Source organism: Paenibacillus sp. MT124, from assembly GCF_058792755.1.
Genome location: NZ_CM179500.1, coordinates 4,669,629 through 4,688,366 on the forward strand (window position 1 = coordinate 4,669,629; position 18,738 = coordinate 4,688,366).

16 protein-coding genes are annotated in these 18,738 nt (G+C 46.5%); 2 read left to right on the forward strand and 14 right to left on the reverse strand.

Going from position 1 to position 18,738, the window contains the following annotated elements:
* Window positions 1–221 precede the first annotated feature (221 nt).
* From dnaJ to gpr, 10 genes are all read right to left on the reverse strand, one after another.
* On the reverse strand, window positions 222–1,343 hold the full coding sequence (gene dnaJ / locus AC3RCI_RS21130; RefSeq protein WP_239299801.1) for a molecular chaperone DnaJ: 1,122 nt from the start codon (window positions 1,341–1,343) through the stop codon (window positions 222–224).
* A gap of 135 nt (window positions 1,344–1,478) precedes the next feature.
* Window positions 1,479–3,311 carry a molecular chaperone DnaK gene (gene dnaK / locus AC3RCI_RS21135; protein WP_492526232.1) on the reverse strand — a complete coding sequence of 611 codons (1,833 nt, stop codon included), beginning with the start codon at window positions 3,309–3,311 and terminating at the stop codon, window positions 1,479–1,481.
* A gap of 153 nt (window positions 3,312–3,464) precedes the next feature.
* Window positions 3,465–4,043: a nucleotide exchange factor GrpE gene (grpE, locus tag AC3RCI_RS21140; protein ID WP_336780532.1), complete on the reverse strand. Its 579-nt coding sequence runs from the start codon at window positions 4,041–4,043 to the stop codon at window positions 3,465–3,467.
* A 66-nt stretch (window positions 4,044–4,109) separates the two neighbouring features.
* Complete coding sequence (hrcA, locus tag AC3RCI_RS21145) at window positions 4,110–5,141, reverse strand: heat-inducible transcriptional repressor HrcA (protein ID WP_095289841.1); 1,032 nt, start codon at window positions 5,139–5,141, stop codon at window positions 4,110–4,112.
* Window positions 5,142–5,394: 253 nt separating this feature from the next.
* A complete protein-coding gene (locus tag AC3RCI_RS21150; protein ID WP_095289839.1) occupies window positions 5,395–5,865 on the reverse strand; it encodes an N-acetyltransferase in 471 nt (156 codons plus the stop codon).
* 117 nt (window positions 5,866–5,982) lie between these two features.
* On the reverse strand, window positions 5,983–7,167 hold the full coding sequence (hemW, locus tag AC3RCI_RS21155) for a radical SAM family heme chaperone HemW (protein ID WP_095289838.1): 1,185 nt from the start codon (window positions 7,165–7,167) through the stop codon (window positions 5,983–5,985).
* Window positions 7,168–7,354: 187 nt separating this feature from the next.
* Window positions 7,355–9,169 (reverse strand): translation elongation factor 4, encoded by a 1,815-nt coding sequence (lepA, locus tag AC3RCI_RS21160; RefSeq protein WP_095289836.1) that lies wholly within the window; start codon window positions 9,167–9,169, stop codon window positions 7,355–7,357.
* Window positions 9,170–9,316: 147 nt separating this feature from the next.
* On the reverse strand, window positions 9,317–9,676 hold the full coding sequence (locus AC3RCI_RS21165; RefSeq protein ID WP_492526234.1) for a hypothetical protein: 360 nt from the start codon (window positions 9,674–9,676) through the stop codon (window positions 9,317–9,319).
* Between the two features lie 36 nt (window positions 9,677–9,712).
* The gene (locus AC3RCI_RS21170) at window positions 9,713–11,002 is read right to left on the reverse strand and encodes a stage II sporulation protein P (RefSeq protein WP_127537734.1); all 1,290 of its coding nucleotides are present in this window, start codon (window positions 11,000–11,002) and stop codon (window positions 9,713–9,715) included.
* Window positions 11,003–11,148: 146 nt separating this feature from the next.
* The gene (gene gpr / locus AC3RCI_RS21175) at window positions 11,149–12,150 is read right to left on the reverse strand and encodes a GPR endopeptidase (protein WP_095289832.1); all 1,002 of its coding nucleotides are present in this window, start codon (window positions 12,148–12,150) and stop codon (window positions 11,149–11,151) included.
* A 174-nt stretch (window positions 12,151–12,324) separates the two neighbouring features.
* Between gpr and rpsT the strand changes: the two genes are divergently transcribed.
* Complete coding sequence (gene rpsT, locus AC3RCI_RS21180; RefSeq protein ID WP_024628504.1) at window positions 12,325–12,597, forward strand: 30S ribosomal protein S20; 273 nt, start codon at window positions 12,325–12,327, stop codon at window positions 12,595–12,597.
* A 166-nt stretch (window positions 12,598–12,763) separates the two neighbouring features.
* On the opposite strand, the gene holA is transcribed toward rpsT, so the two are convergent.
* From holA to AC3RCI_RS21195, 3 genes are all read right to left on the reverse strand, one after another.
* Window positions 12,764–13,780: a DNA polymerase III subunit delta gene (holA, locus tag AC3RCI_RS21185; RefSeq protein WP_492526236.1), complete on the reverse strand. Its 1,017-nt coding sequence runs from the start codon at window positions 13,778–13,780 to the stop codon at window positions 12,764–12,766.
* A gap of 259 nt (window positions 13,781–14,039) precedes the next feature.
* Window positions 14,040–15,317 (reverse strand): anti-sigma factor family protein, encoded by a 1,278-nt coding sequence (locus AC3RCI_RS21190; RefSeq protein ID WP_492526238.1) that lies wholly within the window; start codon window positions 15,315–15,317, stop codon window positions 14,040–14,042.
* Window positions 15,314–15,862 (reverse strand): RNA polymerase sigma factor, encoded by a 549-nt coding sequence (locus AC3RCI_RS21195; RefSeq protein ID WP_095289827.1) that lies wholly within the window; start codon window positions 15,860–15,862, stop codon window positions 15,314–15,316. Before AC3RCI_RS21195 ends, AC3RCI_RS21190 begins: the two co-directional genes overlap by 4 nt.
* Before the next feature lie 438 nt (window positions 15,863–16,300).
* Between AC3RCI_RS21195 and AC3RCI_RS21200 the strand changes: the two genes are divergently transcribed.
* Window positions 16,301–16,603 (forward strand): hypothetical protein, encoded by a 303-nt coding sequence (locus AC3RCI_RS21200; protein WP_492526239.1) that lies wholly within the window; start codon window positions 16,301–16,303, stop codon window positions 16,601–16,603.
* Window positions 16,604–16,676: 73 nt separating this feature from the next.
* Here the strand turns inward: AC3RCI_RS21200 and AC3RCI_RS21205 are convergent, their stop codons facing one another.
* Window positions 16,677–18,707 (reverse strand): copper amine oxidase N-terminal domain-containing protein, encoded by a 2,031-nt coding sequence (locus tag AC3RCI_RS21205; protein ID WP_492526241.1) that lies wholly within the window; start codon window positions 18,705–18,707, stop codon window positions 16,677–16,679.
* Between the last annotated feature and the right edge of the window lie 31 nt (window positions 18,708–18,738).

Consider the following 18,738-nt stretch of genomic DNA (forward strand, 5'->3'; position numbering starts at 1 on the left):
CTTTCCAATATTGCGCATACAGTTATGCATGATCGTTCTCGCCTTGCTATCTTTCCGCAGTATTGCTCATATTATGCAGAAATCTCCCATGTGGGGCACCTATGGGTAGCTACTGTCATGTAACGCAGGAGCAGCACTCAAGCTTGAATCTTATGTTTATGAAAAAAAGGACACCACGGCATAAATCGCTGTAGTGTCCTTCATATCTTATATATTGATGCTCAGTCTCCGCGGAAAGCCCGTTTCACCCGGTCAAAGAAGGATTGTTCATGTTCATGGGTTTGCTCTCCATCCAGTGCAGCGATTTGACGAAGCAGATCTTTCTGCTCATCATTCAGCTTGCTTGGTGTAACAACAACCACTTTTACATGTTGATCCCCTTGACCCATGCCACGCAGGCGTGGAACCCCTTTGCCTTTAAGACGGAAATACGTTCCCGTTTGTGTACCCGCTGGAATTTTCAACTTCACTTTTTCAGTCAACGTTGGAATCTCAATCTCGTCACCCAACGCTGCCTGAGCAAATGTAAGCGGAATTTCACAGTAGATATCATCGCCTTCACGCTCAAAGAAATCATGTGATTTCACACGAATGACGATATACAGGTCTCCTGCTGGTCCACCTCGCAGACCACCTTCACCTTCACCAGTCATGCGCAGTTGAGCGCCGTCATCCACACCCGCTGGGATGCGAACGTGAATTTTGCGCTGCTTGCGGACTTTACCACTACCGCTGCATGTTGTACATTTTTCTTCAATGATTTGACCAGAACCATTACAGTTCGAACAAGCACGACGATTGACCATGCGGCCAAATGGTGTATTTTGCACGACTTCCTGTTGACCGCTACCTTGGCAGACCGAACAAGTCTTCGGCTTCGTACCCGGTTTGGCACCTGAACCATGACATGTATCACAGCTTTCGGTACGCGGAATGGTAATGTCGGTTTCCTTGCCGAACACCGCTTCCTTAAATTCGATGGTCATGGTGTACTGCAGATCATTTCCCCGCTGCGGAGCATTCGGATCACGTCGTCCGCCGCCACCGCCAAAGAACATATCGAAGATGTCGCCAAATCCGCCGCCGCCGAAATCACCGCCACCGCCGAATCCACCCTGATTCGGATCGATATGACCATACTGATCATACTGAGCCCGCTTCTGGCTGTCGCTGACTACATCATAAGCTTCTTTTACTTCCTTAAACTTGGCTTCCGCATCTTCTGCCTTGTTTACGTCAGGGTGATACTGACGGGCAAGCTTACGGTAGGCCTTTTTGATTTCCTCGTCGCTTGCATTTTTGCCAACGCCGAGTACCTCATAATAATCTCGTTTTTCAGCCACTCTTCCACCCCCATAACATTCACCTTATCGCACATCGTGACAAAAGGAAAGTCAAAGCACGGAAGACCCGGCTATGACTTTCCCCTCGATCCGAACGTCACCGATGATTAATCCACGAAAAACCGTGAATTCATTTTATTTTTTATCTTCATCCACGACTTCGTAATCAGCGTCTACGACGTTGTCACGTTTAGCGGAACCTTGTTGCTCTTCAGCACCTTGAGCTGCTTGCTCTTGTGCCTGCTCATACAGTTTAACAGACAGTTGTTGAACGATCTCTGTCAGTTCTTCTGTAGCTGCTTTGATATCTTCCAGGTTGTCGGAAGCCAGCACGCCTTGCAGTTTTTCTTTTGCAGCATTGGCTTTCTCAACTTCACCAGCATCTGCTTTTTCGCCAAGATCTTTGATCGTTTTGTCCACAGAGTAGATCAGTTGATCTGCGCTGTTTTTCGCTTCAACGAGCTCTTTGCGTTTTTTATCTTCTTCAGCGTGCAGCTCAGCATCTTTCATCATTTGTTCAACTTCAGCATCGCTCAGACCGCTAGAAGAAGTAATCGTGATTTTTTGTGTTTTGTTCGTACCTTTGTCTGTTGCAGATACGTTAACGATACCGTTGGCATCAATATCGAAGCTAACTTCGATTTGCGGAACACCACGTGGAGCTGGTGGAATATCTCCCAGCATGAAGCGTCCGAGCGTTTTGTTGCCAGCTGCCATTTCGCGTTCCCCTTGCAGGACATGGATCTCAACGCTTGGTTGGTTGTCTGCATATGTGGAAAACACTTGGGACTTGGATGTAGGGATCGTTGTGTTGCGCTCGATCATTTTGGTAAATACGCCACCTGCAGTTTCGATACCCAGGGACAGTGGAGTTACGTCGAGCAATACGACGTCTTTTACGTCACCTGTCAGTACGCCCGCTTGTACAGCTGCACCCAAAGCTACAACTTCATCCGGGTTAACGCCTTTGTGAGGCTCTTTACCAGTCAGTTTCTTGATCGCTTCCTGTACTGCAGGAATACGTGTGGAACCACCAACCAGAACGATTTTGTCGATATCATTAGCAGTCATGCCAGCATCGCTCAATGCACGGCGAGTTGGTTCAAGCGTTCGCTCAACCAGACCAGCAGAGATTTCTTCGAATTTCGCACGGCTCAGGTTCAACTCCAAGTGCTGAGGAACGCCATCAGCTACAGTGATGAACGGCAGGGAAATCGTTGTAGTCAATACGCCGGAAAGCTCTTTTTTCGCTTTTTCCGCTGCATCTTTCAAACGTTGTACCGCTGCTTTATCTTTACTAAGGTCAATGCCTTGATCTTTTTTGAATTCACTTACGAGATAATCGATGATGACTTGGTCAAAGTCATCGCCACCCAGTTGGTTGTCACCACTAGTCGCTTTAACTTCGAAGAAGCCGTCACCCAGTTCAAGGATGGATACGTCGAATGTACCGCCACCCAAGTCATATACGAGAATCGTTTGGTCTTCCGATTTCTCCATACCGTATGCCAAAGCTGCTGCAGTTGGCTCGTTGACGATACGCAGAACTTCCAAACCTGCGATTTTACCTGCATCTTTGGTTGCTTGACGTTGGCTGTCATTGAAGTAAGCAGGCACCGTGATAACCGCTTGTGTTACCGTTTGGCCAAGGTAAGCTTCAGCATCGGATTTCAATTTTTGCAGGATGATGGCAGAGATCTCTTGTGGAGAATAATCTTTGCTATCGATTGTTTCTTTGTGGGAAGTACCCATGTGACGTTTGATCGAGATGATCGTACGATCCGGATTCGTGATCGCTTGGCGTTTAGCTGTTTCACCAACAACGCGCTCTCCATCTTTTTTGAAACCCACTACGGATGGGGTTGTACGTGCGCCTTCCGGGTTAGGGATAACGACAGCTTCGCCGCCCTCCATTACCGCTACGCAAGAGTTGGTTGTTCCTAAGTCAATACCGATTACTTTGCTCATCGGAAAATTTCCTCCCTCAACTATTTAAAATGGATCAGGCTGATCCTTATTTGCAGTTCTTCCTTATCGCGCTCTATGTGTGTATACCTTTATATTAAACCTCGTCACAGCTTACATACCCATGGAGCGAGGCTCATAATTCTGCAACCCAAATTATGAGCTGACTTTAACCATGGCAGGACGAAGTACTTTATCCTTCAGCATATAGCCTTTTTGGACTTCCTCTACAACGGTACCTTCTTCATACTCGTCGCTCTCCACTTGCATAATGGCTTGGTGGAATTCAGGATTAAACGGCTGTCCAACCGTATCCATTGCAGTCAGACCTTCATTATTCAGCACCGTTTCCAGCTGGCGGAAGATCATTTGGATGCCTTTGGAGAAAGATTCGGACTCCGTACCTTCCGGCACAGTAGCCATGGCACGTTCGAAGTTGTCAATAACCGGCACCAGTTCGGTGACCAACTTCATTGAAGCATACTTCGCCAGTTCCTCTTTTTCCTTTTGTGTACGGCGACGGAAGTTATCAAAATCAGCTTGAGCACGGACAAAGCGCTGCTGTGTTTCCTCAGCCTCTGCCTTCAAACGTGCGAGCTCATCTTGCCCCTGATCTGCTATCTCCTCTGCCTGCGCTTCTGCAGCTCCTGCTTCGTTAACAGGTTCCTGGCTCTCGGCCGCTGTCGTTTCCTGCTGTTCCTGTTCTTCTGCTGCGAATGATTGCTCCTCTTTCAAGATGTTCACCTCCTTATACTAATGAATTCGTTCAATCCCGTATCCTTATGGCTTGCGGCATAGTTCCTATTTGAAGCGATGCGTTAGCATAGCCGTTAAATCACGAGATAATGTATTTAAAATATGAATGACACGTGCATAATCCATCCGTGTGGGTCCCAGTATCCCGATTGATCCCAGAGCTTCTCCATCCAATGAATAGGATGCAGTAATCAAACTGCAGTTGGCGAAGGCTTCATGATCATTCTCGGTGCCGATACGCACCTGAATACCTGATCCACCCGGTACAGGCATCATTAATTTCATGAGTGTTGGTGTCTCATCCAGCAGGTCAAGAATATCTTTTACCTTTTCGACATCTTTAAATTCCGGTTGGGTTAACATATTCGTTGCACCACTAAGGAAAAGACGGTTATCATGTTCGTTGTCAAAAGCACTGTTCAGCACCTGCATAACTTCCTCGTAGCGTGAAATATGCCGTTCCATCTCTTGCCCCAGCTCGGTGTAGAGGCGGGATTTCAGCTTGTAAATTGGCACTCCAACCAGTTTGGCGTTAAGCAAGTTAACCACTTTCTCCATCTCCGCTACCGAGATCTCCGGAGGAATTTGAACAGTCTTATTCTCCACTTGACCCGTGTTAGTCACAATAATAGCCACGGCCGTATTTTCATTTAGCGGAAGCAGTTGAAAATGGCGCAGCGACGTGTGAAACACTTCGGGTCCAAGCAGGATTGAAGTATAATTGGTCATGTGGGACAAGATGACTGATGCATGCTGAATTACTTGCTCCATGACGTTCAATTTTTCGGCAAAGAATGATTTTAGGTCATCCAGCTCTTGCGGCTCCACCTGATTCCAGGGAACCAGATGATCAACATAATATCGATAGCCTTTATGCGAAGGGATACGGCCTGCCGAGGTATGCGGCTGTTCCAGAAAACCCATATCTTCGAGATCCGCCATTTCATTACGGATCGTAGCCGGACTGTATCCAACATCTCCCCTTTTGGAAATGCTTCGGGACCCTACGGGCTCAGCTGAACGGATATAGTCATCCACTATAGCGTTCAGAATCATACGTTGACGCTCTGTTAACATGGTGAGTATTCCCTCCTTCTGACTGTACCGTCCCATGTCGTTAGCACTCCGGTTAGATGAGTGCTAAGCGGTAATACAAAAATACCAAACTGACGTGAAGATTGTCAAGTCAGTTTGATGAGTGCACTCATCTATTTATAGTATAGACTATTCCTGGCCAGTCATAACAGTGTCAGTCACTTATTGCTATAAAAGAAAAGGACCCTGCTCAGACGAAATTTACATTCTTCCGAAGCATGTGGTCCTTCATATTTTATGCAGATACATTCAATTCCTTCAGCACCGCGATCTCATCACAGCAGTCCTGCTTGCTGCAATGAACACAGTCTGTCCACACTTTTTCCGGGAATATCTCCTTGTTCACCACGGCAAAGCCATTTTTGAGGAAAAAGGAGACTTCATATGTCAGGGCCATGACCTTGGGGATTTGCTGCTTCTCAGCTTCCTCCACCAAACGGTCCAGCAGCAAGGAACCAATACCCATGCCTTTGTGTCCTTCAGAGATGCCAAGCGATCTGACTTCCACCAGATCATTACCGAGACGGCACAGCGAGCCGCAGCCCACCACCTCACCGTTTACTTCGGCTACAACAAAGTGTTCCAGCTGCCGGTGCAGTACTTCCCTTGATCGCGGAAGCATGATCCCACGTTCAGCATATCCCTTAATCATTTCAAACAATGGTTCAACATCTTCCGGCACGGCTTTTCTGCATATCGCCGACATCCCGCTCTCCTCCTATACAAGCTTTCCAGAGGAAAGCTGACTTCGTAGTTGTTATCCATAACACGCTCTGTAAAATCAATATGAATAAATATACAACAGAGTGTATGGAATTTCAAGCTACGAATTCAGCGATATCGAACCGATAAACTCGGCAAAAACGTCATTCCCGAACAGAATCCCCTGTTCACTGAGCCGGAAGCCGTCTGACGTCCGTTCAAGCAGTCCTGCATTCAGCATTTTGCCAAGCGGCTTAGCAAACACGTCTTCCATGGATTCTCCAAACTGTTCACTGAACCGCGAAGCAGATGCACCCTCCAGCATTCGAAGTCCAACCATTAGATAATCTTCCATAGCTTCCGCACGGCTGATCTCAAAATGGTCCAGGCGAGGCAGTCCTGCGCGGGAAGCTTCGACATAAGGATTTATACCTTTAATATTCATATGACGCTCACGGCCCACGTATCCATGCGCACCAGCCCCAAGACCATAATAGTCCTCATTACGCCAATACGTAATGTTGTGTCTGCTCTCAAAACCGGGTTTGGCAAAGTTACTGATCTCGTATTGCCCATATCCCGCTTCTTTCATTCGCTTCATTAATAGAAGATACATCTGCAGCTCATCATCTTCATGAGGGAGCGGCAGTTGATTTTTTTGATACAACGTATGGAACAGCGTATTCTCTTCCACTTTCAAACTGTAAATGGAATAGTGAGGCAAACCCAGCTCAAGCGCCTTATCAATACTCTCATTCAGCATTTCCACGGTTTGATTAGGCAAGCCAAACATCAGGTCGATGGACAGATTAGTCAATCCTGCCTTGCGGGCATTCTCCAGACTGCGGTATACATCGTCCGTATTATGAATCCGTCCAATGCCTGTCAGCAGGTCATTTTGAAAAGCCTGTACGCCGAAGCTGACGCGGTTCACTCCGCCTTCTTTCATCACCGCAAGCTTCTCTGCATCTGTCGTCCCCGGGTTAGCTTCCATCGAAAATTCAATATCGTCCGCCCAATTCGGGAAATACGTTTTAACCGACCGCAGGAACACGGCCATTTCGTCCGGCTTCAGAGCCGTTGGTGTGCCACCGCCAACAAAAATCGTTTTGATCTCTCCTGGCGGATTGGCTTTGACGGTATGTTCCATCTCTCGCTCCAATGCCTCAAGGTACTGCATTACAGGCTGGTCCTTCAGTACATAGGAGTTAAAATCACAATAGAAGCATTTATTTGTGCAAAAGGGAATGTGAAGGTACACCGCTTGGGGTGCACCTGTTTTCCGGCTGTGTGCTGCCAATGTCATGGCAAGTCCCCCTCTATTTGAAAAAAGGAAAGCCATCCGGCTTCCCTTTCAGCTTGGTTTATTTAGTATTCTGTGCAACATGTCTTGCCATATAATTTGAAAACACACACTCTGTGATGTACCTCAAATTAAATTGTTTAACGCATTCTCTGATACGCAACGTATTGTTGTACCCAGAGATTGCGTTTTAGTCATCAATTTTCAGCACCGCCATGAACGCTTCCTGCGGTACCTCAACGTTACCGACCTGCTTCATCCGCTTCTTACCTTCCTTCTGCTTCTCCAGCAGTTTCCGTTTCCGCGAGATGTCACCGCCGTAACACTTGGCGAGTACGTTTTTACGCATGGCTTTTACGGTTTCACGTGCAACGACCTTTGTACCTACGGATGCCTGAATCGGCACCTCGAACATTTGCCGTGGAATCAGCTCGCGCAGCTTCTCACAGATAATGCGGCCGCGGTTGTATGCACGATCACGGTGAACGATGAAGGACAGGGCATCGACCTGTTCACCATTAAGCAGGATGTCCATCTTCACCAGATTGGACTGACGATAACCGGACAGTTCATAGTCAAAGGATGCATATCCTTTTGTACTTGATTTCAACTGATCGAAGAAATCATATACGATCTCGGACAACGGGATCTCATACGTAATGGTAACCCGAGTTGTATCGAGATATTCCATATTCACGTATTCACCGCGTTTGTTTTGACAAAGTTCCATAATGGTACCTACATAATCATTCGGTACGATAATGGAAGCTTTTACGTACGGTTCCTCAACATAATCAATTCTTCCCACCTCAGGATAGTTGGATGGGTTGTCGATATGCAGGACTTCGCCATTAGTCAATGTGACGTGATAGATTACGCTTGGTGCCGTTGTAATCAGCGGAATGTTGAACTCGCGCTCAATCCGTTCCTGAATAACATCCATATGAAGCAACCCCAGGAATCCGCAGCGGAATCCAAATCCGAGTGCACTTGAAGTCTCCGGTTCGAAGCTGAGGGAAGCATCGTTCAGCTGCAATTTCTCCAGCGCTTCACGCAGATCCACATAATCGGAAGTCTCAATTGGGTAGAGACCGCAATAAACCATGGGATTGATTTTACGGTAACCCGGCAAAGGTTCCGGTGTTGGATTTTTCGCATCAGTTACGGTATCCCCGACTTGGGTGTCACCTACATGACGGATACCTGCAACGACGAAACCAACATCGCCGACGTTCAGCTCGTCCACAATGGTCATGCGTGGTTTGAACGCACCCACTTCAATAACCTCGAACGATTTTCCTGTTGCCATCATTTTGATTTTGGAACCCGACTTAATTTTGCCGTCAATGACACGGATATATACAATTACGCCTTTGTACGGGTCATAGTGCGAGTCAAAGATCAGCGCTTTCAGCGGTTGGTCAGGATCACCCTGCGGTGCAGGCACGCTCTGTACCACCTGCTCCAGGATTTCTTTGATCCCGATGCCTGCTTTGGCCGAAGCGAGTACCGCGTTGCTCGTGTCCAAACCAATGACATCTTCCACTTCCTGCTTCACCCGATCCGGATCTGCACTTGGAAGGTCGATTTTGTTGATGACTGGTAAAATCTCAAGATCATTGTCCAATGCCAGATACACGTTTGCCAGCGTCTGCGCTTCAATTCCCTGAGCCGCATCCACAACGAGAAGAGCGCCTTCACATGCAGCAAGACTGCGAGATACTTCATAAGTGAAGTCTACGTGTCCAGGCGTATCAATCAGATTGAGCAAATATTCTTCACCATCGTCGGCTTTGTAGTTCAGGGCAACAGCCTGCAGCTTGATCGTAATACCACGTTCGCGTTCAAGCTCCATTTGGTCCAGTACCTGCTCCTGCATTTCCCGAGTGGTGAGCGCACCTGTGTACTCCAAGATCCGGTCCGCAAGCGTTGATTTGCCGTGATCTATATGTGCAATAATTGAAAAGTTACGAATTTTACGTTGTCTTGCCCGAATGTCAGTCATTCCTTACCCCCAGAAACAGCCTAGTGTCAATCACTTCATTATAACAGTTGATGCAGGGTGCATCAATCCCGCGTTGTCTCAACTTTATAATAATCATCCCGTTTTGTGAATCTCCAGGGGTTTATTTTACCTATACCGAGCAGCTTTTTATTCAGCAACCCCGCTAAACAAGGAAACTACCCACTTAATACCATTATGAGACAGATTTTGGAGCAGTCCGGCGGTTTTATCTGCAAGCACATCGACGGGGGCCTTGTTCTGTTCCGCCCCAAGTACCTGACTCGGCGTTTGTACAGGAACAATCGGTGTCTCTATTTTTTCCTGTTGCACGGGAACAGCAGTTTCCGATTCGGCAGCGGGTTCTGGTTCTGGTTCTGTTTTGACTACGGCTGGCACCTCTGGAATGTTACCTACCTGAAAGTTACTTCCTGCCAGCTGCATCCCCAGCAGAACCCCTAGTAACATGAGTACGATGACCGTTAGCATTTTTTTGCCGAATTTGGACACATGCTTCCCCTCCAATCAGGTTACATTTTGAAATAATTAACTACCCTGTGACTTGGTCCCCGTACTTGCTTTATCCACGTTCTGATCTTCCCAATATACTTCGGCAATCATGTCAGCAAGCACTTGTGAAGTTCGCTTGAGCTCAGCCCCTGTATTGTCGATCCCACCGATTTCAATCAAAATGCTGTTGGGCGAGAGGGTTTGATTGTACTCGCCATTATTGGCTCCGCCGCCATCCTTGCCCCAGACTCCTCTGGAGACACCAGGGTACTTTGCTTCAAGTTTCTTGTGTATTTTTGCAGCGAAAGCTTCATTTTGTTGCCAGTTCGGATTCTCATGCCCGATGATGAAATATACTTTGGCATATCCCTTCCCATCAATGGTTGTGGTTGTTTTGTTGTGACGCTGGGAATCCCGGTGAATATCAATGAGATAAGTCAAATCATCATTTTCGGCAAGGGCTGCCTTTACCGTCTGACGTGAATATTTATAGGAATAGTTCCAGTTATAATCCTTCACTTTGGTAGGGTAATCGTCCTTTGCATGCTCCACTCCAACGCCAAGCTTTTGCAAACTGTCAGAAAGGTACGTCCCTACCTGAAAAACGTTACCTGTTGCTTTTCCGGAGGAAGGGTTATCACTCTTCGTGCCAAGCAGCGGATTGTATCCTTCACGGGGATGGGAATGATAGATCAGCACGGCTTTTTTACCCGTTGTAGCTTCACCTTCCTGACCACCGTTCTTCGGCGGCGGATCTTCTTTTACTTCTCCGCCCTCAGGCTCGTCCGTTTCGGAATTGTTCGGGTCATCCTGACCTGGTGGAATATGCAGTTCGCCACCTGTTTTGCCTCCTCCAGCTGATGCCGTATCCGTCAGCCCTGGTCCGGGTTGATAGTCTTCAGGTGCTTCGGCCTTCTCGTTTCCTGAACCCGGCCGGAGCAAAACCGGTTGATTGCTGCCCATGCCTGGCATCTCTCTTGCAATCAGGCTTTTGGGATCCTGTGGATTAACATTCGTAAGAAGTTGAAATACAAACGTAGTCAAGTTTTCGCCGGAGAATGCGGAAGTCTGCTCCTTCTGGGTCAGGTGGGGCATCTCCATGCCGAGCATATCCACAAAAAAGCGGCTGGATACGCTACTTGCGAAACCTTTCATGGAAGAAACCGGCGAGTTGTTCAACCTTTTCTCTGCCATGCCCCCCAGACCGAGTACAACAAAAAACAGAGCGGATATAATCATAAGCAGCAGCAGCGTACGGCCCATGGCCAGCACGTGCAGACATCTTTTTTTCCACTTTCCGATATTCCAGGCCAATATTTTGTTCATTCTTCTGTCTCCTTCCCTGCTGGACAACTCTTATACTTCAACTCTATGAGCCTGCAAGAATTGATAGAACAGAAAATAGAAATAGAAGAAAGACAAAAAAAGAAAGTCCGATAGATTCGGACTTTCTGCCTGTGATGGTTTACTGATTAATGAGTATACGCCGCAACGTTATCCGGATTCACTGCGTCATGCAGGGCAGCATTCAGGCCTGTCGCAATAACGTTGGCAATTCCCTCGATGAATTCATCGATTTCCTTTGGAGTAACAATCAAATCGTGTCCGAGTGGCTCCAACACCTCTTTCACCAAACTTAAACGATCCTGCTCACCGATATCGTCCAGCATGCCCATAATCTGCTTCGTTTGATCCGTCTCTTGACGGAAGTGTGCACTCATCATTTCAATGACATTATTTACTATAGTAGAAGCATAACACACGGTTGGTACACCAATGGCAATACATGGAACACCCATAATCTCTTTGGTAAGTCCGCGCCGTTTGTTGCCGATACCTGAACCAGGATGAATCCCGATATCAGCCACTTGAATGGTGGTGTTGACACGTTCAAGTGAACGAGAGGCCAATGCATCAATGGCAATAATGGCATCCGGTTTGGTCCGATCCACAATCCCCTGTACAATGTCGCTCGACTCAATTCCTGTAGTACCAAGCACACCAGGGGCGATGGCACTAACTTCACGATATCCTGGTGCCACCTGATCCGGTACCAATTCAAAGTACTGACGGGTTACCATCAAGTTCTCGACCACCAGTGGACCAAGCGAATCAGGAGTTACGTGCAAATTACCGAGACCTACAATAAGCACTTTGGATGTTTTGTTAACCCCAGCCTTGGTTAGAAAATCCTCCATCTCCCGCGTAAACTCCGCTGCCACGCGTTCCTGAAGTTCGGTGTCCCCGTTACGTAGTGACGGGACTTCCAGTGTGACGTAATGACCTTTGACACGTCCAATGGTCTTTGCGGCAGCATCGTTCAGCACATCAATCCGTGTGATGGTAATGCCGTCTTTTTCTTCTACGTCTTCCCGCAGCCCGGGAATCGTTTGTTTCTTTGAACCCTGAGCCATCTCCTTTGAGTCGATTGCCAAGTCAGTGCGAACGGTATAGTTCTGTAAATCAAGCGTCATCTGTTCCTGCCTCCCTTACCGCATTTGAGCATATTGTGTGGGGAAAAGGGGTTCTTTATGCAATGCCGAGAACACTATAGGAATATTTGTTGCATTTTACATGCTAGCGTGCTAGAATATTTTAAGTTGTGAAACGTTTGTATTCATGCGAATGCCTTACAGGAGGTGAATGTAATGCCAAACATCAAATCCGCTGTTAAACGCGTAAAAACGAGCGACAAGCGCCGCGCACTCAACGCTTCCCAGAAATCTGCACTCCGTACAGCTGTTAAAGCTGCTGATGCTGCTCTGGTAAGCAACGAAGTTGATACTGCAAAAGCTGCGATTCAAGCTGCTTCCAAAAAGCTGGACAAGGCTGTAACTAAAGGTCTGGTTCATAAAAATGCTGCAGCACGCAAAAAGTCTCGCTTGGCGAAAAAACTGAACGCTCTTTCCGCACAAGCGTAAGAAGCGTTACTTATACGATCCAATGGAAAAATCCTGAACAGCACCGTGCTTTCAGGATTTTTTAGTATCTGGTCTAATAAGTATATGAATAAAGAACCCGTATCCGGTGATCTATCCGGATACGGGTTCTTTTATTGCGAATCAATTTGATCTTACGATGCAGTCATTATGCCCCAAGTCTAAGCAAGAACAACTCCAAACCAAGCACCTTATCGACTGCACCTGTCTTCATCTGGTAATCCAGCTCACTAAGATGACTCAGAATGTTTCTGAGCCGTTCCGGTTGAAACTTGCGAGCCTGCTCTCCGGCAATTTTAACGGCATATGGATGCAAACCAAGCTGGCTGGCAATTTGCTGCTGCGAATAACTTTGCTGCCCAAGCTCTTTTACTTGTATCATGATTCGGAACTGACGAGCGATCAGGGCTGCAATTTTAATGGGCTCTTCACGCTGTTTCAGCAGTTCATAGAACAGTCCCAGCGCTTTCTCCAGACGCAAATTGGCTAGTTCCTCCACCAAGGCAAATACATTCTGCTCCGTACTGCGCGCTACCAACGACTCAATGTCCGCACGGCGGATGGTTCCTCCGTTACCCGCGTACAGACACAGCTTGTCTACTTCAGCAGACAGAGTCTGCAAACCTGTCCCTGCATAACTCACAAGTGTATCGGCAGCCCCTGCTTCAAAGGACACATCCCGCTGCTTCGCAAGCTTCACGATCCAATTCAGTAGTTCTTCTCCGCTCAGTGGAGCGAAAGCCAGAACAACTGCCTGTTTTTTAACTGCCTTTACCAACTTCTTACGCTCATCCAATTTGTCCCCCTGTGCAAGGAAAACAATGGTACTGTAATCAGCCGGATTATCCATATAGGTAAGCAGACGATCCACCTGGTGATCCATTTTGGACTCTTTACCTGCCGTAAACAAGCTCGCATCCCTTACAATAATTAATTTCCGAGGAACCAAAAAGGGAACCGTCTCCGCTTCCTCAATAACCACCTCTACAGGTGTTTCGGACAGATCATACGGAATAATCGCAAAATCCCGATGCTCTTCCTCAATAACCTGTTCTTTTAACATCTCCGTAAATTGCTGTATCTGGTATTTCTCCGTTCCGTACAGCACATATATCGGAGCCGTCTCCCCACTCCGTATCGCCTTTGTTGCACTTTTCACATCCATCACGGTGCCCCCTATCCCTACTATCCTACCAGAAAACTGGACAGACAACAAAGGGGCCTTCATCCTTAATAACGAATGAAGGCCCCCTGGTCCTACATCTATATAAACGAGGACACCAGCGATTCTAGAAATGGCTGGGCTCCGGTCATACGACGTCAGTTGTTACAACTGAGATAGGACGTTATTGATACGTTCAGTATATTCTTGCCAAGCTTGAAATGTTCTGCTGATTCGAGAGAGTAGGCTCACATTCTCCGAATTATTTGGTGGAAGTTCCAGCCGAGGCTGAAGGTACAGTAAATGAATTCTTTACCGTGGTTCCATCCTTGTCTGTCTCATAGTTAAACGAGGTACTGTCGCTGGACCAGCCGGCTGTCTTCAATGTACCTTCCAGATTGCGTTGTTCCACCAGATTCAGAACGTCTGAATCCGTAGCTGATTTGGAATACACACTTAATTGATTATCGATCAGCATGACCACATAAGATCCATCTGGTGAACTCCATTCCTTCGACGTCATGGTAGAGGTTATCCCCTGATCCGGTGCCACAAATTCTTTACTGCCATTCGGCGACGCAGCTCCTGAATCGGTACTGGAAGATTGATTATCTTCAGTCGGTTCCTTCATTTCTACCTCAGGCGCGATTCCCTGTGTGTTGTATGATTCTGGATCTCTACGGTCACTTGTTTCTGTTGATTCTTTTTCATTCTCTTCTGCAGGGGGTACCGCAGCTGTACTTGAATCCTGATTTTTGGGCTGCGTATCCTGTCCTTGATCCGGACTCTTCTGACTATCGGAAGTATTAGGAGCAGAGGGAGTATTTCGAGCTTCCGTGCTGTTGTCCGATCCAGACGTCGGGCCTGACTGGTTTGGCGTTTGGTTATCCGTCACCTTAGGTTCCTGTACGTTATCTGACTCATTTTCATCAGGAACAATCTCTGGATCCATCTTTTCTGCCATGGAAGACTTATTCTCAGTATCATCCACGAATGGACCGTTATTGCTATCAGGCGGTAAGGATTCGTCATTCTCCAGCTCCCGACTTAGCTCATTTTGTTCAACCGTACCAGTCTCCTGAGTGCTGCCAGAACTCATCATCATAGACTCGGCATTCTCCACCTTTTCAGGTTCGTAACCAAAGATCGCAACTCCCAGCACGACTGCCGCCGCAGCCGCACCCATGGACATCCGGCCCACCATGGAATTAAGCCACTTCTGCTTCGGTTTGCTCTCACTTGAACGTTGTAAATTCTCGAATGCAGCAGGGACAGGAGTCATTTCCTGTATTGTACTGCTTTGTTCCCTCCGCGCTTCGTCAATTGCATCCAATTGAGGCATAATGGCATCAACCAAACTGAATTTCGGGGTCACCTGCGGCAAATCTTCTAATTCTCTGGAAAGAGCTCTAAGCAAACTAAAATTCTCGGCGCACTCCGGGCACTGGGCCACGTGCTGTAGCATCTGCGCAGTTTCCGCGTCGCCCAGATCATGATCCAGATACCGGTGCATCCATTCCACCACCTCTTCGCATTTCATCCTGTCACACCACCTTTCTGATACTCCTGAAGTAGATTTTGCAATTGCTGTCTGGCTCTGAATAAATATGATTTGACTGTATTCAGCGGAAGATCAAGACAATCCGCAATTTCGTTATACGATAAATCCTGCAAATATCTGAGTACGATTACCGTTCGATGATGCTCTGGAAGCTTGTTGATCGCATCCTGAATATCTTTGGCAACATACGTGGACATGACTTCAAACTCCACATCCTGATTATCCTGAAATACCATCTCATGCTCGTCAATGGAGACCGAGGGCTTGGTTCTTCTGAATTTATCAATACAAATATTCGTTACGATGCGCTGCACCCATGTTTTGAATTGGGCTTTTTCTTCATAGGAATTAATTTTGGTATAGATTCGGATCAATGCTTCCTGAGCAGCGTCCAAAGCATCCTGTTCATTATTTAAGATGTAATATGCGGTTCGGTATACATGCTGTTCTATGTCCCGCAATAGGGTAATTAGAGCGTCGCGATCGCCCGATTGAGCGGCTCTGATGAGTTCCGGCTCTACCACAAAGGATCCCCCTCTCCCTGCAACCTTACAGACGTGTTCATCAATAAAATTGTTGCAAAGTTAAGTATTTTTTTAGACAGAAAAGGTAAAACAATGGAACATTCACACTTGTTATCGCTTACTAAGCTCAGCATAATTCTAGAATACGGTACTAGATGTGAATATTACCACAACAAAGTAACGGCTTATGTATGAAGGGCCGCTGAAACTTATCTTAGAATAACAGAAATTGCATACTGAGTCACCACGCCGCTTCAACCAGCCATTCCATTACTTACACGACTCAATTCAATTGCAATGGCATACATTATAGATAAACGCGTGAAAGTTTTCAAAAATAAAAAAAGTCGAAATTTGTCCAAATTTAAGCTCTTTTTAATGTAATTTTCATGAAAATAGTGTATTGTAAATTTACATTCATAATACGAGGTGATGAGCATGACAGCTCTTGCGAAAATTCAAATATTAAAAGAACAAATGCCGAAGGAATATCAAAGCATTTCCCATTTTGTGGAACATGCATTGCAATCCATTGATACTTTGGTTGAGGAACACCGTAAATATACCGCTGCACAGGCGTTATACGGCGATAAAATCGTCGGATCGGAAGAACGTCTGTACAGAGAAACTGTACTTGATGTCAGAGAGCAGCTTCTCCTCACACTGGAAAAAACAGTGGAAGACCTTTTGCACAAAGGTGACAAACATTGGAACAAACATTTTAAGGACGGCGTTGAATAATTCATTTCATTAATAAATGGCCCGTTTCGGCTATACTCCAACTGGGAGGCTAGCCGAAACGGGCTTTTTTGCATTAATAAATACTAATCAGTTTTCCATTAATAAAGCTCAAGGCACGCAATAAATTCGGCCCAGCATAGACCCACACTTCTATTTTCCCCTTTGAACCCATTTCTTGGGTGATGCTCGTGGGGTCTCCCCAAGCCAATCCTGCTTGTGTCGTCGTCATACCGAGAGCGACTTCACCGGCAATAATCTTCTTCCACGTGGACTGCGACCATTTGTATTTTTGGTAGGGGTCATAAGGGAAGAATTGATCCGCATCCGACAGCATTTCCGTGACCTGGCTGGCAGTGCCTCCGGCATAAGCAACAACCGTTTTACCTTTCGCGTTACGAAATACTACAGAGTAGCTCTTATCTCCAGAATCATACTTATCCATCTTGATATCCGTTATTGTTACTTTGCTGAAACGTTGCCCCAGCTCGGTGGTACTATTAATCCAATACGATTTTCCAATCAATCGACTAAGACTTCCAAGTTCTTTTTTCTTGATAAGAGCGGGTGTATCCTTCGATTCAATAAGAACGGATGACTTACCGACCAGAACCTCTGCCTGTTTTAGCTCCCCATCCCATCGAACTTTAATCCCTGCAGTCTGGCTCAAGAGGCTTGCTGGAAATACCGTCTGTCCTCCAATAGTTTGCACCTTCCCTTTTAACTTGAGATCTTTATTGTTAAATTGTGCAGTTGCACTCCCCTTTTGCAGAGTGATCTTGTCATCTCCAAATTGAATCACAAAAGACGATCCTTTCACATCGACTTTGGCTCCTAACGTCTTAAACACTGACTGAACTGGCAAATATATGGTACCATTTAATAGCGCAGCTCCTGTCAGCTTTTGCTGCACTCCAACATTCAACTGAATACTTGAAGTCAGGTCTTCTATTGTGACTGTTACCTTGGTCGTTCCAATCCCTGTAACCTCAAGTTTGCCGTCACTCTGAATTTTAGCAACTTGAGGATTTTCCAACGTTATTTCCGCAGGCAGCGGCTGACGCTTGGTTTTAAAACCGTTGCTATATGTCTGCTGAACCGAAAGTTCAACTTCATCTCCAATAACAGCTTCTTTCACCGATGCTGTTAATGTTACTTTAGTTAATGTAGGGACCTGGAGTGGTACCATTTGCCCTTCATTATAGACAACCCAAGAGCCATCCTGTAATCGTGCATATAATTCATCCAGCTCATACGAATATATAAGCTGATCGACATTCATTAGCCCCGGCAATCGTTCAGACTTATATTTAGCCGTACGATCGTAGCTCCATACCGTGCCATCTTTCTTCACCGTTAGCAGTTTATGTGTATTCCCTTGCCAGATTAGGGATTGAACGTCACTCGCGACCTGTACCTGCTCCTCTTCATACATCATGTTAACAATAACCACGGATCCGTCGCTCTTCAGAACAGCAGCATATGCACTATTGGTGGCAACGGCTTTTCCATCCGCTACATTCCCTACTTTTCGAACAATGTTACGATAATCCGCATAATAAACGTCTCCCGACGAAGATAATGCCCCGTATGCATAATTACGATCCACTGGATAAGGACCGACGTCGATAATGGATTCCAAGCCTTTAATCTGCTTTCCATCGTCGTGGAGTGTTCCATCCCGTAGAAGTATCAAACCATTTCCATACACCTTTTCTACGCCATTGTATTGATTGATCTCAGGCTTCTGCGGGTTGTCCACATCCCAACGATAGACTTGCCCATCCGTAGTCCAGCCATATAGGGAATGAGAATCACCTTTGGAGATGCCAACCAGGTTTCGATTTTGCGTCCAGACTCCACTGGTCAAGCCCTTGGACCAAACCGTACCATTGTCCAGTAAATAGTGGTTACGATCCAGCACGGAAATGATCGAGCTGCTTGTAGTGGATGCTGCTGCCGCAGGAGACTGACCGGGCAGCAAGCTGGAAAAGATAACTCCAATACACAACATCAATGTTATTCTGAGCCACTTGGCTCTGATATGCTGGTTCATTCCGTCGTTCTTTCGTGTTGTTTCTTCGTAGCCTATTGCTTCGTATCCCATTGCTTCTTATCCCCTTCTTATTATGTATCTC

Bases quoted from the DNA above. Each gene is read 5' to 3' on its own strand.
- dnaK (WP_492526232.1), bottom strand. From the start codon at position 3,311: ATGAGCAAAGTAATCGGTATTGACTTAGGAACAACCAACTCTTGCGTA.
- hrcA (WP_095289841.1), bottom strand. From the start codon at position 5,141: ATGTTAACAGAGCGTCAACGTATGATTCTGAACGCTATAGTGGATGAC.
- AC3RCI_RS21150 (WP_095289839.1), bottom strand. From the start codon at position 5,865: ATGTCGGCGATATGCAGAAAAGCCGTGCCGGAAGATGTTGAACCATTG.
- hemW (WP_095289838.1), bottom strand. From the start codon at position 7,167: ATGACATTGGCAGCACACAGCCGGAAAACAGGTGCACCCCAAGCGGTG.
- lepA (WP_095289836.1), bottom strand. From the start codon at position 9,169: ATGACTGACATTCGGGCAAGACAACGTAAAATTCGTAACTTTTCAATT.
- AC3RCI_RS21170 (WP_127537734.1), bottom strand. From the start codon at position 11,002: ATGAACAAAATATTGGCCTGGAATATCGGAAAGTGGAAAAAAAGATGT.
- gpr (WP_095289832.1), bottom strand. From the start codon at position 12,150: ATGACGCTTGATTTACAGAACTATACCGTTCGCACTGACTTGGCAATC.
- rpsT (WP_024628504.1), top strand. From the start codon at position 12,325: ATGCCAAACATCAAATCCGCTGTTAAACGCGTAAAAACGAGCGACAAG.
- holA (WP_492526236.1), bottom strand. From the start codon at position 13,780: ATGGATGTGAAAAGTGCAACAAAGGCGATACGGAGTGGGGAGACGGCT.
- AC3RCI_RS21190 (WP_492526238.1), bottom strand. From the start codon at position 15,317: ATGAAATGCGAAGAGGTGGTGGAATGGATGCACCGGTATCTGGATCAT.
- AC3RCI_RS21200 (WP_492526239.1), top strand. From the start codon at position 16,301: ATGACAGCTCTTGCGAAAATTCAAATATTAAAAGAACAAATGCCGAAG.
- AC3RCI_RS21205 (WP_492526241.1), bottom strand. From the start codon at position 18,707: ATGGGATACGAAGCAATAGGCTACGAAGAAACAACACGAAAGAACGAC.